This is a genomic window from Rhodohalobacter halophilus (assembly GCF_001715195.1).
Lineage (GTDB): Bacteria > Bacteroidota > Rhodothermia > Balneolales > Balneolaceae > Rhodohalobacter > Rhodohalobacter halophilus.
Map to the genome: position 1 here is coordinate 131,504 of NZ_MDWE01000012.1, position 15,831 is coordinate 147,334.

The following is a 15,831-nucleotide window of genomic DNA, read 5'->3' on the forward strand; positions in this document are numbered from 1 at the left end:
ATCCTTCCGGATCAAAATTAAATTGTAATAATTTTGACAGCCAAATGTTTTAGACGAACAGTTGGCCCGGCATTTAGCATGAGATGATTCTGCATTGCCCAACAGTTATAAAAACAAACCTTACATTGTAGCCGGATCAAGTTGCCATTTATGTTAAAACCATCAGCCAATAAGAACATTCAGGCAGGAAAGGTGTAGAATCGTACTGAATGATCTGATTACTAAAATGATTCAAATTTTATGTAATTTACCCACTTAAAATTTTTCTGACCGCAAACTGATCTGATGTCTAAAATTATTCGATTTTTCTTACCGGTGGTAGATTTAAGCAATCGCCGGCCATATACGGTTATAGTCACTGCACTCCTTTTAGCAATTTTATCAGGCTTTTTTGCATCCAAACTTACGATTGATACGGATATCGCCAACCTTCTGCCTCCATCAAACGAAAATGTCCAGGCATTAGAAAGGTTGAAAGAGACGGCAGGCGGAGAAACAGAGATGCAGGTTGCCATTAAATCACCCGATTTTGATGCAAACATTGCTCTTGCGGAGTTGCTGGCCGAGCGGAGTCTGGAGCTCTACTATCCCCGTTACGAAGACAGCTTTTTTAGCCGCGCTGAGCTGCGAAGAGATACCGAAACCTTACAGGATAACGCTCTTTATCTGGCAACGGTTACGGAGTTGATTGAAATCAAAGAGTACCTCCAGGATGAAATTGACCGGGCAAGGGAAGAGGCGAACCCTTTCTTTATCGATTTTTCTGATGAGTTTGATGATGAGGAGGAAGAGGATAGCTCCGACATCAGCAGATTTCGTGACAGTTATGATAAATTGATTCCACCCGAGTACGCAACCAATGCCGACAGTTCTGTGGTGATTCTTACTCTCTACCCGAATGGTCCGCAAAGTGATATTCGCTACCTGGAAGATATGTTTGAAGAGTATCAACGGATGCTCGACGGGATTGATATTGCAGCATTTCATCCCGAAATGGAGGTTCAGTTTGGAGGCCGTCTGAAACGCCATCTCAATGAATTTGAGTCGATCATGAACGACGTTTTTAACAGCTTCTCATTGGGAATAAGCAGCGTGATTCTGCTCGTGATGTTCTACTTCTTCATTAAAAAATATATTCACTACCGAAAAGGGTCTAAGCTGGGGCAGAGGCACTCATTCTGGTCCCATTTTGTCAGAATGCCGGTTCCCGTTCTGGTGATCGGAATCCCGCTGCTTATCAGTTTGATGTGGACATTTGGGATTACTTATCTGCACATCGAGGTTTTGAACACGATGACCTCAGTACTTTTTGTAATTCTTTTCGGTCTCGGAATCGATTACGGCATCCACTACTATGCTCGATATATTGAGTATCGGTCGATGGGAAGATCGGTTGAAAATAGCGTTTTGCTTGCGTACGATAAAACCGGCGCTGCAATTATTGTAAGTGCATTAACAACGGCATCTGCGCTGTTTGTGTTGATGTTCGCAGACTTTAGAGGTTTTTCTGAATTTGGATTTATTGCGGGTTTGGGTATTCTCTTTGCGCTTACGGCAATGCTGTTTGTTCTGCCTGCGCTGCTTGTCATATTCGAACGTTGGAACTGGATACTGACCAACCGTATTGATGACGATTTTGAGCGATCGAAAGCAATTCATCGCTACCCATATGCTCGCTCAATTGTTTCAGCTGGTCTTTTAATCTCTATCGTTGTACTGATTTTTTCCGGAAGTTTAAGGTTCGAATATGAATTCGGAAATCTTGAACCTACGTTTGAGGAGTATGAGCAGTTCAAAGAGTTTACATCCGGGGTAGATGAAAACGGTCGCCGAAATCCGGCATACATCATTGCAGATACAGATGATGATGTGTTTGAAATTCTGGATACCCTGCGAACTCGCCGCGATCAAAATCCGGAAACGATTATTCGTGATGTAGAGGCATTACAAGAGCGTTTTCCCCCTGATGTGGAGATGGCGAATGAAAAGTTACAGCACATAGCCGAAATCCGTGAGCTGCTTCAAAACAGTTTTATTCGCGACCAGGAGGATGAAAACCTGGATCTGCTTCGGAGAGGCTCTCAAACTCGCGAACCTCTTGATGAAGAGATTATTCCTGATTTTCTGAAAAATCGTTTCATGACACAGGATGGAGAGATTGGACGGTTTGTCATTATCTACCCCGACAGTGGACTCTCTGATGGTTTACGTTCCATCGCTTTCAAAAATGAAGTTGGAGAAGTGGAGCTTGCCAGCGGAAAAAAATATTACTCTGCAAGCACATCTATTGTTGCTGCCACAATGTTAGACCTGATGCGAACCGAGAGTCCCTACATGGTTTCGGCTACATTTCTCATCGTATTTCTGTTTATCTGGTTCAGCTTTAAAAATCTTCGCTGGGCACTGATTGCACTGATCCCGTTAATTATCGGCCTGCTCTGGCTTTTTGGTATCATGATGTTATTTGGACTGAAATTCAACTTTTACAACCTTGTTGTACTTCCCGCCGTACTTGGTATTGGCTGCGACAATGGGGTTCACCTGGCTCACCGTTATCGTGATGAAGGCCAGAAAAGCATGTGGGAAGTGCTTTCGAGTACAGGACAACATATCACCGTAGGATCATTTACAACCATGATGGGTTTTGCAGGTTTGCTCTTTACAAATCATCCGGGGCTTCAGTCCATCGGAATCATGGCTGTTGTGGGTATCGGGATGACCCTGTTATCAGCACTTACGTTCCTGCCGGCAATGGTTCAGTTTTTGGAAGACAGAGGCTGGATACATTAGTTTTCCGGATTGATTTGGTATTTTACGCAGAATTAAAATTTTTGCTCGATGATAACGAAATCAGAAGCCATCGTTTTGCGCACGGTTGAGTACCAGGAGTCGAGCATCATAGCCACACTTTTTACCCGTAAACACGGCAAAATTGCCGTCATTGCGAAAGGGGCTCGTAAACCGAAAAGTAAATTTTCAGCCTACCTGGTTCCCGGTCAAATTTTAGAAGTGGTTTATTACATGAAGCAAACCCGGCAGGTTCAAACCCTTTCAGATGCTTCCTATGCCCAAAAGTTAGATAATCTTCGCTTCGATCTGGAGAAGATGGCACTTGCAACGGTTACGCTCGAACTGGCATCACAACTTTTGCACGACAATGAAGTTAATGATCCGCTATTTGAGTTTCTTTCTGTGATGCTGCCCTGGATGAACCATCAAGAAAAAGTATCCCGAATCATGTTTCCCTATATCCAGATTCGGCTAACCCAGCTGCTGGGAATTGGGATACAGAATATCACCGAGGAACATCAGCAGATTAAAGAGGGTTATATCAATATTCAATCCGGAACGTTGACAGGAGATTCGGTTGAGGGAGAGTCGGTACGCCTTACACCAAAACAGTTTCTGTTTGTAAGCGAGTCGCTCCGCTCTATGAAATCAACCATTTTTGATATAAGTTTATCAAAGAGTGAATTAAACGCGCTTATAGATCATTTGGATAAATATTTTCGTTATCATATTGAAGGGGTAAAACCGAGAAAATCGGATGCCATTTTTGAGCAACTACTTGCAGATTAATCCATGAAAACCCGAGATAAATTTCTTACCGGAATACTTTTAGTACTCATTGGGGTATTGCTCGGGATGATTTTGACTTTTTTCCGTGATGGAGCGATCTCAATTGATCTTGCCGAAGTACGGGTTACGGATATTAATCGCAGTGATCAGCCATTTTTAACCACCGAAGATCTCGAAAAAATTGACGACCGGTTTCTTTTTAGATCCGTTGCCCGTTCTGTAACTCCTACGGTTGTCTATATTGAAACGGTTGTTACCACTCGCAATCGACGGGCAAGAAACGAAGAGGGGGAAGAGGAGAATCGATTCTGGGAGCGATTTGTACCACCGCGGATTCAAACCGTGGGTTCCGGAGTTTTGATATCTTCCGATGGATATATTCTCACCAATAACCATGTTATTGAGGATGCCATCAGGAATGGAATAACGGTAACCCTTGACGACAAACGAACGTTTGATGCACGGGTTGTGGGAGGAGATCCAAGCACAGACCTGGCAGTTTTAAAAATTGACGGTGACAATCTGCCCGCGGCAACCATCGGGAATTCAGATCGGTTAGAAGTTGGCGAATGGGTGTTGGCGGTTGGGAATCCTTTCCGGCTCCGATCAACTGTAACAGCGGGGATCATCAGCGCGCTGAGCCGTGATGTTCAGATCATCGAGAATGCCAGACGAATTGAGAGTTTCATTCAGACAGACGCCGCAATAAACCGTGGAAATAGCGGAGGTGCGCTTGTCAATACCAGCGGTGAAGTAATTGGAATTAATACAGCTATTGCCACTCAGAATGGCAATTACCAGGGGTATGGCTTTGCTGTTCCGAGTAACCTTGCCCTGAAAGTATCCCGCGATCTAATTGAGTTTGGCGAAGTAAAACGCGGTAAGCTGGGTGTGAGTATTCAGTCCGTTAACGACCGAATGGCCCGGAGAGCAGGTCTGGAAAATATATCCGGTGTGATGGTGATGAGTATTGAACGAGAGAGTGCTGCAGACAAGGCAGGGCTTCGGCAAAATGACATCGTTCTTGAAGTGAATGGCGAAATGGTAAACGAGTCGAATCAGCTGCAGGAGAAAGTGGCCATGTACAGGCCGAATGAAGAAGTTTCACTTACCATTTGGAGGAATAATGAAATCATTCAAAAAAGCGTTCTGTTGGACGAAATGGAGCAGCCTGAACCTCCACGATCTACGTTCGACCCCGATGAAAATGAGCTTGATGAGTGGGATGAAATTCCCGAAGGCGGAAGGGAACGTGGGGTTGAGCAGCAGCGGTTTGAGTCGCTTGGAATGACGCTCAGGGCACTGGCAACACCGGAAGACCCCGGTCAGTTTAATATTTACATTCACCGGGTGGTTCCCGGATCAGAGGCCTGGAACCGTGGTTTGAAAGAAGGATTTGAAATTATTGAAATTGATGGAGAGCCGGTTTCAGATTTACAGGTTGTGGAACAAAAGATTACCAATTCTATAAAAAACAACCGATCTTTAACGCTTAAAATTTTGACATCCGAAAGGGCTACCGGCTACTTTCAAATAAACTAATTCTGATGAAATATTTACTTCTGCTTGTAATCTCAGCAGTACTGCTCACCAACTGTTCAACAACTGAAAACGCTACACAACAGTCCGACTCTGTACCTGATGCACCACCGGTTGAAGAGGCGGATCGTTTCCATCCGGAGTGGTACAACGGGGCGGTGAAGTCTGAATCTGACTCCCTGCATTTTGTTGGATATGCACACGCTGTGGATGATACAGAGGCGAAGGCGATGGAACTGGCCAAAAATTCAGCAAAAGCTAACTTGATCTTTGAAGTGGATAGATTTGCAGAAAACGTGAGGGTCAATTTGGCCGAACAACAAGGTCAGTCATCCTATGCGGCTCCACAATATATTGTCAACTTACGGAATGCCGTGCAAAATCTGGATCTTTCTGAAGCCGATATTCAGCATGAGGTGAAAACAAAAGAGGGTTTGCAGCATGTTTTTATACAGATGAAAATTTCAAGAAATAACATTTCTGAGCAACTATCCGACTACATTTCTGAATCGGAATTTGCAACACTTTGACAAGATCTTATTAACTAAACGTATTAATTGAAAAGGGAAAGAAGTTTCATGCCAGAAGCAATTATTAAGACAGAAAAAGGGGATATGAACGTGGAGTTTTTCCAGGATGATGCTCCCGGAACGGTCGAAAATTTTGTTAACCTTTCGAAAGATGGGTTTTATGACGGGTTAACATTTCACAGGGTAATCCCCGATTTTGTTATTCAGGGTGGGTGCCCGAAAGGTGACGGCACCGGAGGCCCAGGTTACACAATCGACTGCGAACTGGATGGTGATAATCAGTATCATGACCGAGGTGTTCTATCCATGGCGCATGCAGGTAGAGATACCGGAGGGTCACAATTCTTTATCTGCCACAGCCGTAAAAACACGGCGCACCTTGATAGAAATCATACAGTGTTTGGCAAAGTGGTGGAAGGGCTGGATGTGATTGATGACATACGCCAGGGCGATAAAATCCAATCCATCGAAATTATTGAAGAGTAATATTCATTTATGAGTTTGAAGGCCGGCAGTAAAATGACCGGCCTTTTTTATATTTTAAATTTTACAATAACGAAATCTCGAACTCTGAATAATTTCAGAGACTTAACCAAGAGAATGTAAACCAGGTAATCACTACATCGATGAAAAATCTTGACGAAACCGTACAAAAAAAGATAAATAGCTGGCTTGAAGGGGATTACGACGAAGAGACAAAATCTAAACTTCGTAAAATGATTGATGAAGGTCAGTCGGATGAACTAACCGATGCTTTCTACAAAGATCTGGAGTTTGGAACCGGAGGACTTCGGGGGATCATGGGAGTCGGTTCAAACCGTGTGAATAAGTACACATTAGGTAAAGCTACACAGGGTCTCAGTAACTATCTCAAGAAAACCTACACTGACGAGCAGATAAAAGTTGTAATTGCTCACGACAGCAGAAACAACGCAGAAGAGTTCGCATCCATTGTGGCAGATGTGTTTAGCGCCAATGGAATCAAGGTTTACTATTTTGAGTCGCTTCGTCCCACACCGGAACTCTCATTTGCCATTCGGGAATTGGACTGCCACAGCGGGGTGATGCTGACGGCATCGCACAATCCTAAAGAGTACAGTGGCTATAAAGCATACTGGAGTGACGGTTGCCAGGTGATCAAACCTCACGACAAAAATATCATAGCAGAAGTAAACAGAATCGAATCGGTTGAGCAAATAAACTTTAACCGAAACGATGAGCTTGTGAAGGTGATCGGCGCAGAGATGGATGAGATGTATATCGATCGCGTGGTTTCTGAGTCAGTTTACCCGGAAGCTGTGAAGGCTCAGCATGATCTGAAAATTGTCTTTTCACCCATTCATGGAACGGCCGTGGACATTGTACCTAAGGCACTAAAAAGACTTGGTTTTACGAATGTGAACCTGGTGGAAGAGCAGTGCACACCGGATGGAAATTTCCCGACCGTAGTCTATCCAAATCCCGAAGAGAAGGAAGCCCTTTCCATGGCATTACAAAAAGCTGAAGATCTGGATGCAGATCTTGTGATGGCTACCGATCCGGATGCTGATCGTGTGGGTATTGCCGTGAAAAATGAAGCCGGAGAGTTTGAACTTTTAAATGGAAATCAGACCGGGGTATTGTTGTTTAACTATCTGCTCTCTGCTTGGGAAGAAAAAGGCATTTTGCAGGGAAATGAGTATGTGGTTAAAACCATCGTCACATCCTATTTGATGGATAAAATTGCGCGTTCAAAAGGGGTTAACTGTTACAATACACTTACCGGATTCAAATACATCGGTTCACTGATGACAGAGCTTCAGGGACGGGAAAAGTTTATTGTTGGCGGTGAAGAGAGTTATGGCTACTTGATCGGTGATCATGTACGGGATAAGGATGCTGTTGTTTCCTGCACAATGATTGCTGAAATGACTGCCTACTACAAAAATGAGGGGCTTTCACTTTATGATGTATTGCTGGACATTTATGAAAAATATGGTCTGTACAAAGAGGAGTTGATCTCGGTGAAAAAAGAAGGAAAGAGCGGTGCTGAAGAGATTCAGAAAATAATGGATGGTCTTCGCCATCAGGCACCGGAGTCGTTTGCAGGCCGGAACGTAGTAACTGTAAAAGACTACATGCATTTAACTGAAACAGACGTGGAGAGCGGCAGGGTCAATAGTCTCGATTTTCCGGCATCGAATGTTCTTCAGTTCATCACGGAAGGAGATTATATCATCTCTGCACGTCCTTCCGGTACGGAGCCGAAAATTAAGTTCTACATAAGTGTGAATGGGCAATTATCTGATGAGTCGGAATACAGACAAACGTCTGCCGAATTGGATGAAGTGATCGGCAAAATTAAAAGTGAGCTGGATTTTTAATCCCTTCGTCTTTTCAACCATATAATACCCAATCCGCCTGCCGTGGATAGCAACATAAGATAACTGAACCAATCCCCATATTTCGTATAGAATGTGGGGATTTTCCGGTCGTAAATGGTAAACGTGAATGCGTCTTCGGTCCAGTATTCCGTTTCTACCTGCACCTTGCCATCGGGCGAAATTATTCCTGAAATACCGTTATTGGCCGATCTGGCAACCCATTTTCGATGTTCGATGGCTCGCAATCTGGCGTAGGCAAAATGCTGAATGTGGCCGCCGGAATCCCCCCACCAGCCATCGTTGGTAATGATCGTCAAAAAGCCGGCCCCTCCCTGTGCAAACTGATTGACCCAGCTTGGGAATACCGAGTCATAACAGATCAGAGCCGGTGTTGCTGAACCGTTTACGTTAAAATTATTGGCTTCAACCCCGAGTCCGTAACCTACAATTCCACCCCAGTCTACCCATCCAAAAATGTCGATCGCCTGAAAAAACTCCACAAACGGGAAACGCTCAACAATGGGAACAAGCCGGCCTTTCCGGTAAATATTCGCTGAACTACCGGGTTGAAAGTGGAATGCAGCATTGTAAACATCATAAACCCGACCCGTTTGAGAGACTCTAGCCACCTTCGGTCTGTTTGATTCATCATAAAACTCCACATATCCCGATCCGGTAATCAGGGTGGTGTTCCACTGTTCGAGGGAGTCTTCGATGGCGGTAAAATAGCGGTTGTTGATAGGCAGTGCAGAATCTATGGCATTTTCCGGCCAGATCAGTACATCTGTGTTCTCAGTCACCGTTTCACCGGACATTCTCAAGAGTTTGGCAAGCAGGTCTTCCAGGGAATCCATTCCGCCGTAATCCTGGTAGGAATCTGAGTTTGGCTGAATAATGGCTACTTCAACCGGCTCACCCTGCTCTTGTGTCTGCATAATCATGGAAAAAATAGAGAGAACTGGAAATGCCAGAAAGATGGTGATGGCTGCATATAATATGGGTTTCGACGGTTCAGCGATATATCGGTAGAGCAGGGCTGATGTGAAAACGACCCAAAAAGAGATGCCAAAGACTCCGGTCGTTGAGATGTACTGTATGATGTTGACCAGGTTTGACCATCCATTACCAAGTGTGAGCCACGGCCAGGCAAGGTCCCAGTGATGGTGGAGAAATTCGTAACTCACCCAGAATGTAGCTGCAAAAAATGATGCGCCAATCGGGTTGAAATCTGTTTCAAAAAGTTTTCTGATGAGGAGTAGTGGAATCAGCATGATGGCAGCATTTGCGAGAATGGCAGCCATTCCCCCGGCAAAAGTTGCCATCATCAGCCAGTAGGTAACAAAGAGATTCCACAAAACAAACGCCGGATAAGTATAGAGAATCGTCTCGCGGGCAGTTTGACTGATTGCCGCAATTCGAAATAACATGATAAATGCCGGAATCTGAAGTATGGCCAGATCAAATGGAGGAAATGAGAGGCTTAACAGAATTGCAGAGGTAACGGAGAGGATCCAGGGGGAGTTCCAAAAACGTCTGTTCTTCATTATTCGCTATAACTTTTTCCGGCAATGACGATTGCAATTTCGCCTTTAATGGAGTCTTTGTTGCGCCATCTTTTTAAAAGTTCACCCAATTGAGCCCGGTCTGTTTCTTCAAATTTTTTCGTCAATTCTCTGGTGATGCATACCCAACGGTCGTCTCCGGCAAATTCGTGTAATTTTTCTAAAAAACGTACCAGTTTGTGAGGACTCTCATACACAACGGATGTAATATCACTGTCTGCAATTTCTTGAATTCGAGTCTGCCGGCCCTTTTTGGGTGGGAGGAAACCTTCGAAAGTAAATCGATCGCTTGGTAAACCGCTAACTGCCAAGGCCGTGGTTACGGCATTGGGCCCGGGAATGGCGATAACGCTGTGTCCGTTTTGATGAGCAGCGCGTGTAGCTAAAAATCCCGGATCGGAGATTGCCGGCATTCCCGCATCACTGATCAGAGCGATATTTTGTCCGCCATCCAGCAGATTGATCAAATGCTTAACTTTTTGGTGTTCATTGTGCTGATGAAACGAAAATGTCGGTTTATTGATTTGAAAGTGCTGCAACAACACGCCGGACGTTCGGGTGTCTTCACACGCAATCTGATCAACAGACTGAAGCGTAGAAACAGCACGAGCAGAAAAATCCTCCAGATTTCCGATAGGTGTTGCAACAAGATAAAGAGTTGCCAATAGACTGTGGTTGATTAAAAATTCGGTTCAAAATATAACCGAAAAACCGTTAGTTTGTCGGGTGCGTTTAAACTAATAAAAGAAAGTGAAAAACTATGGACTTTAAACCCTCCGGAATTAATCATATTACCATTCGTGTGAATGAAATTGAACGAGCCGAAGAGTTTTACGGAGAAATTCTCGGTTTTGAACTGGTACGAAAAATGGGCCAGAGTATGGCCGTGTATAAGATCGGGAAGGAAGACACGTTGGTAATCGTGGAAGCGGAGACAAGTTACGATCCCAACTCAAGAGATTTCCGTGTCGATCATATCGGCTTTTACCTGAATTCTGCAGAAGAGGTGGATGAAATGGCACAATATCTTCGTGATAAAGAAGTAACTATTTTAAGTGGCCCCGCTAATCGCAAAAAAGGTCGATTTGTTTTTGCTTCCGATCCGGACGGGAATATGATCGAATTTTTCTTCGAAGGGGAGTAGTCGAAACGGCAGGGTTTTGAGTGATCTGTGACGAACTGTTAGAGTTCGCTTTGATGGCATGCTATTTGCACATCATTGCTCGAAACATAGATAATATAATTTGATTCAAAGGATCGAAATCTAACGAATAGAATTCAATGAGTAGCAAAGAAGATAAAATGGACACTGCTGAGCATCAGCAGACAGTTGATAAAGAAATGGAAGCTGAAAAAACAGCTGCAGACTCTTCAGAGAATGAAAACAGTTTGGATGAACTGATTGAAGAGCAGCAGAAAAGAATTAACGAGCTGGAAGAGGAGCTTCAGCAGACGAAAGATCATCATCTGCGAAAGATGGCAGAGATGGAGAATTTTAAAAAGCGCCTGCAGCGGGAACGAGACCTGGTGTTTCAAAAGTCCAAAGAGACGGCTGTTGATGCATTTCTGCCTGTATATGACGATTTACAGAGAACACTGGAAGCTCTTCAGCAATCAAAGGTTGATCCATCCTTTATCGATGGAGTTAAACTTGTATCCGATAAGTTTCAGGACGTGTTAAACCGTTACGATGTAGAGCGAATTGATGAAACAGGTGTCCCTTTTGATGTTGATCTGCACGATGCAATGATGCGCAAACAGGCGGATGATGACTCCATAGAAAGTGGAACGGTTCTTCAGGTGCTTGAAAGCGGATATAAAATGGGTGATAAAACACTCCGGCACGCAAAAGTAATTGTAAGCGAGTAATCACAATTCATGTCAAAACGAGATTATTACGAAGTACTTGGTGTAGATAAGAATGCGGGTGAAGCGGAGCTGAAAAAAGCCTACCGTAAATTGGCGATGAAGTATCACCCTGATCGGAATAAAGGGGATGACAAAGCGGAGATAAAATTTAAAGAAGCATCCGAAGCGTATGAGGTGCTTCGGGATCCGCAAAAACGTCAGCGCTACGACCAATTTGGTCATTCCGGAATGAACGGTGGTGGATTTGGCGGAGCATCTGACTTTACCAACGCTGATTTTGAAGATATCTTCAGCCGGTTCAGCGATATTTTTGGTGGGGATATATTTGGAGGCGGCGGACGCCGACAGAGCAGAAGCAGAAGAGGAACCGGCAGGCCCGGCAGCGATATGAAACTTCGGGTGGAATTGACACTCGAGGAAATTGCCGAAGGTGTTGAGAAAACCCTGAAAGTAAAAAAACAGGTGAAGTGCGACTCTTGTAACGGTACCGGCGCAGAAACAGAATCCGATTTTGAGACATGCAGTACCTGTAATGGTGTTGGCGAAGTACGCCAGGTATCTCGAACCATGTTTGGACAGTTTGTAAATGTTCAGCCATGCCCGTCATGCAGCGGGGAAGGGCAGATTATTAAGAATAAGTGTTCTGATTGCGGTGGTGAAGGCCGTAAGCGAAGTGAAGAGAACATTAAAGTGAATATCCCATCCGGTGTTTCGAAAGGAAATTACATCACGTTGAGACGACAGGGGAATGCAGGAGTTCGTGGCGGAGAACCCGGTGATCTCATCGTTCTGATTGAGGAAAAGGAGCACGAAAACTTTGAACGAGACGGGAATGATATCTATTACGATCTGCATCTGAGTATTCCGGATGCGATCCTGGGTACCGAAGTTCAAGTGCCAACATTGAAAGGGAAAGCGAAAGTGAAAGTGGAACCCGGAACTCAGCCCGGAAAACTACTCAGAATGCGCGAGCGTGGTATTAAAGGTCTGAATAACAGCGGAACCGGTGATCAATTCATCAAAGTGCATGTTTATGTACCAAAAGATCTTACGGATGAAGAACGGAAGCACGTGGAAGCTCTGCGCGGTGAACAGCATTTTGACCCTTCTGATGCTGAAGAGCGCGAAAAAGGCTTCTTTTCAAAAATTAAGGATGTCTTCAGTTGACGTTCAGGTTGCTGACATTTAGTTAAAAACATTCCGGAAGGGTGACAGGTTCTGTCACCCTTTTCTTTTATCTTCAGGTAAATCGATTATTAAAACAAAGGTTTATGGGACTTACTGAACTGATTATTGCATTTGTTTTTGGAGCTATTGGATTTGTACTTGCCTGGTTTATAGCCCGGCCAAAACTGTCGCAACTCGAAGAGCGAAACAGAAATCTGGAACAGGCTCGAGATGAAGCATTGTCAAAGCTCGAAACCGAGACCAAACGTGCAAATGGGGCAGAGAATGATCTTGCAACCGTAAAAGCGAATTTCCAGAATCTGCAGGTGAGGCTGAAAGAGCAGAAGGAGGATTTTGAAAAACTGGAGGAGAAATTCAGAAATGAGTTTAAGAATCTGGCCAATGAAATTCTGGAAGAGAAAACGAAAAAATTTACGCAGCAGAACAGAGAGAACCTGGATACACTCCTGAAACCGCTTGGGGAGAAGATCACCGAATTTCAGAAGCGCGTAGAAGAAACACATAAAGAGGATCTTAAAGGCCGTGCCTCACTCGATCAGCATCTTAAGATGCTTCATAGCTTAAACCAGGAGATGACGGATGAAGCAAGGAACCTCACGAAAGCATTAAAGGGGGATAACAAAAAGCAGGGCAACTGGGGAGAAGTTGTGCTTCAGCGAATTCTGGAGAAATCGGGATTGACGAAAGATCGGGAGTACGAGATACAGTCCAGTACAACCACGGAAGACGGCCGGCGCCTTCAACCCGACGTTGTCGTTCATCTGCCGGATGATAAAAAGCTGATAATCGACTCAAAAGTGACCCTGACGGCTTACGAAAAATTTACCTCTGCAGAGAGTGATGAAGAGCAGCAGGATGCACTAAAACAGCATATTAACTCGCTGAAAGCCCACGTGAAAGGATTGAGCGGAAAAAATTATCAGCAAATTCATGGTTTTAACAGCCCCGATTTTGTGCTAATGTTCATTCCAATTGAGCCTGCATTTGGATTGGCAATGCAGCACGCTCCGGATCTCTATAATGAAGCGTTCGATCGAAATATTATTATAGTAAGTCCAACCACTTTATTGGCAACACTTGCCACTATCGATAATGTGTGGAAGCAGGAATATCAAAACCAAAACGCGAGAGATATTGCAAAACGGGGCGGGCTGCTGTACGATAAATTTGTTGGGTTTATTGAGGATATGAAAGATATTGGGACCAGAATTCGTCAAACTCAAGACAGTTACGACAACGCGATGGGTAAGCTCAGTGATGGAAGGGGGAATCTTGTCCGTCAGGCTGAAATGCTGAGAGAATTGGGGGCAAATTCATCTAAAAAACTTCCGTCGGAGTATCAACAGGATGATACGGTTCTGCCTGAACCGGAGAACGGGGAGGGTTAATCCCGATTCAGGGGGCCAACGATCGCAGCTAAATCGTGACCATTATGATTTGATACTGCGCTGTACCAATTATTATCCCACAGCCAGGAGACCACATGTGTACCGTTGATATCATTGACGAAATAATCAGTTTGAGTGGTACAGGATTTTGCGGCATTCTCATCACGGATCATGTTACCTGATTGGTTCAAGCGTTTCAGATCTACTGCAAATATGTAGATATGTTCATCGATACTGTCCTGAATGTATTGCAGAAGGGGCAACTCCATGCCATCGTGGAAATCAGCCAGTACGATTCCTGCAAATCTGGCTCCCTCCAGGTCGGGAATTTTTAGGTTAAACCCATAGTGTTGTGCAAGGTAAGATTCTGCCTCAGCTGGAGATTCCGTAGCAAAATCGGGATCAATCAGGCCTCCGTCAAAATTTGTAAAGTGCTGCGCTGTGATGTTTTCCATCACAAAAATATTAGTGTTCACCGATCCGGTTGATCGTTCAAGCAGTTGAACAACCATTAGCGTAAGCAGCAAGATGATTGACGCTGCAGCAATATATCTTAATCCGGAATAGAGAACTGAACTCCATGTGGACTGAAGCTTTAAGGGAGTGCCAATTTGATTGAGTGGAGTACCGGGCTTTCGAAGTTTTTCGGATTCAATTTCCTCATGCAGTTGTTGCATGATTCGATCTTTCAGGTAATCAGGTGCAGGTTTTTTGGGCAGATGTTGCGAAAGCAGCCGTTTAACCTGAAGCATTGCGTAAAACTCTCGTTCAACATCCGGGTCGTGTTTGATGTATTCATAAAATGCAGCTCTTTCCTGTTCCGTAACCTCATTATCAATTACGGCCGGCAGAAGTAATAGTGCCTGTTGTTTGTTCAACCTGTTCATAACTGCATTACAGAATTTGCGAGAGGTGGAGTGGATTTTTTCCAATGCAATAACAGAACATCGACTCAGATTCAATCATTCAAAACAGAATGAAGGTATTTTATCATCTTTAAACTGTGGTAAAACATCGGTTACGAACAAGTTAGGAGTGTTTGGAAAAGTTAAATGGGCTCCAGGGAAAATTTTCAGGTGGTTTTGCACTGAAAATCTGCTCCTTTTTGAGCGTGGGATGATTTAACTGAAAGCTGAAAGCGTGAAGAGCAATGTTTCCTTTTTTTGTCTTTCCATATTTTTGATCGCCCCAAATTGGATACCCCTCGGCAGCAAGCTGAACCCGAATTTGGTGGGCGCGCCCCGTTATTAATGTAACCTGCAACAGAGAGAGCCCTTTTTGTTCGTCTAGTTTCTCAAACATCAATTTTGCCTCTTTTGCATCACGACTGTTTGGTTTAGCCGTTTCTACCCTATTTGAAGCTGAGTTCTTCTTTAGAAAATGTGTGAGAAATGCATTAGGCGGAGCAGAACCTTCCACAACAACCAGGTATCTTTTTTTAACACTTCTTTTTCGAATTTGCTCACTGATTCTGGAAGCGGCCTTGGAAGTTTTTGCCAGCACCATAACACCGCTTACCGGACGGTCGAGACGGTGTAAAAGCCCGAGAAAGGCATCCCCGGGCTTGTTGTACTCTTTCTTTAGATATTTTTTGCAGAGTGTGAGAATATCCGGCTTGCCGGTGTGATCTTCTTGCGAGAGAACACCGCTTGGCTTGTTTACTACTAGTAAATGATTGTCCTCAAATATGATTTCAATATCAGGATTTGTCTGGATTGTTTTCATAGGGTAAACATCGGCATTTTTCATGGCAAATTTAAACGTTTCAATCGGCTTGATCGTTTTTGTATTTTGGGTGTGAAGAGTATACATA

At 44.1% G+C, this 15,831-nt stretch carries 14 protein-coding genes; 10 read left to right on the top strand and 4 right to left on the bottom strand.

Annotated elements, in window-relative coordinates:
- The first annotated feature begins 285 nt into the window (after window positions 1-285).
- The 6 genes from BG260_RS04895 to BG260_RS04920 all read left to right on the top strand — a co-directional run bounded on the left by BG260_RS04895 (window position 286) and on the right by BG260_RS04920 (window position 8,011).
- A complete protein-coding gene (locus tag BG260_RS04895) occupies window positions 286-2,790 on the top strand; it encodes an efflux RND transporter permease subunit (RefSeq protein WP_069130835.1) in 2,505 nt (834 codons plus the stop codon).
- 48 nt (window positions 2,791-2,838) lie between these two features.
- Entirely contained in the window at window positions 2,839-3,579 is a 741-nt protein-coding gene (gene recO / locus BG260_RS04900) for a DNA repair protein RecO (RefSeq protein WP_069130836.1), read from the top strand.
- A 3-nt stretch (window positions 3,580-3,582) separates the two neighbouring features.
- Window positions 3,583-5,121, top strand: coding sequence for a trypsin-like peptidase domain-containing protein (locus tag BG260_RS04905; protein WP_069130837.1), 1,539 nt, complete (start codon window positions 3,583-3,585; stop codon window positions 5,119-5,121).
- A 5-nt stretch (window positions 5,122-5,126) separates the two neighbouring features.
- Entirely contained in the window at window positions 5,127-5,648 is a 522-nt protein-coding gene (locus BG260_RS04910; protein ID WP_069130838.1) for a hypothetical protein, read from the top strand.
- Between the two features lie 48 nt (window positions 5,649-5,696).
- Window positions 5,697-6,134: a peptidylprolyl isomerase gene (locus BG260_RS04915; protein WP_069130839.1), complete on the top strand. Its 438-nt coding sequence runs from the start codon at window positions 5,697-5,699 to the stop codon at window positions 6,132-6,134.
- A gap of 140 nt (window positions 6,135-6,274) precedes the next feature.
- Window positions 6,275-8,011 (top strand): phospho-sugar mutase, encoded by a 1,737-nt coding sequence (locus BG260_RS04920; RefSeq protein WP_069130840.1) that lies wholly within the window; start codon window positions 6,275-6,277, stop codon window positions 8,009-8,011.
- On the opposite strand, the gene lnt is transcribed toward BG260_RS04920, so the two are convergent.
- Together lnt and rsmI are read right to left on the bottom strand one after the other, a co-directional pair.
- A complete protein-coding gene (gene lnt / locus BG260_RS04925; RefSeq protein ID WP_069130841.1) occupies window positions 8,008-9,555 on the bottom strand; it encodes an apolipoprotein N-acyltransferase in 1,548 nt (515 codons plus the stop codon). The genes BG260_RS04920 and lnt overlap by 4 nt on opposite strands.
- Window positions 9,555-10,238 carry a 16S rRNA (cytidine(1402)-2'-O)-methyltransferase gene (gene rsmI / locus BG260_RS04930; RefSeq protein ID WP_069130842.1) on the bottom strand — a complete coding sequence of 228 codons (684 nt, stop codon included), beginning with the start codon at window positions 10,236-10,238 and terminating at the stop codon, window positions 9,555-9,557. Before rsmI ends, lnt begins: the two co-directional genes overlap by 1 nt.
- 95 nt (window positions 10,239-10,333) lie before the next feature.
- Between rsmI and BG260_RS04935 the strand changes: the two genes are divergently transcribed.
- From BG260_RS04935 to rmuC, 4 genes are all read left to right on the top strand, one after another.
- Window positions 10,334-10,717, top strand: a complete 384-nt coding sequence (locus tag BG260_RS04935; protein WP_069130843.1) for a VOC family protein — start codon at window positions 10,334-10,336, stop codon at window positions 10,715-10,717.
- Window positions 10,718-10,854: 137 nt separating this feature from the next.
- Complete coding sequence (locus BG260_RS04940; RefSeq protein WP_069130844.1) at window positions 10,855-11,442, top strand: nucleotide exchange factor GrpE; 588 nt, start codon at window positions 10,855-10,857, stop codon at window positions 11,440-11,442.
- Window positions 11,443-11,451: 9 nt separating this feature from the next.
- A complete protein-coding gene (gene dnaJ / locus BG260_RS04945) occupies window positions 11,452-12,609 on the top strand; it encodes a molecular chaperone DnaJ (protein WP_069130845.1) in 1,158 nt (385 codons plus the stop codon).
- A 104-nt stretch (window positions 12,610-12,713) separates the two neighbouring features.
- Window positions 12,714-14,018, top strand: a complete 1,305-nt coding sequence (gene rmuC / locus BG260_RS04950; RefSeq protein ID WP_069130846.1) for a DNA recombination protein RmuC — start codon at window positions 12,714-12,716, stop codon at window positions 14,016-14,018.
- Here rmuC and BG260_RS04955 read toward each other — a convergent pair.
- Window positions 14,015-14,905, bottom strand: a complete 891-nt coding sequence (locus BG260_RS04955; protein WP_069130847.1) for an anti-sigma factor — start codon at window positions 14,903-14,905, stop codon at window positions 14,015-14,017. The two genes, rmuC and BG260_RS04955, sit on opposite strands and share 4 nt — an antisense overlap.
- 142 nt (window positions 14,906-15,047) lie before the next feature.
- Window positions 15,048-15,743 carry a pseudouridine synthase gene (locus BG260_RS04960; RefSeq protein ID WP_069130876.1) on the bottom strand — a complete coding sequence of 232 codons (696 nt, stop codon included), beginning with the start codon at window positions 15,741-15,743 and terminating at the stop codon, window positions 15,048-15,050.
- Window positions 15,744-15,831: the final 88 nt, after the last annotated feature.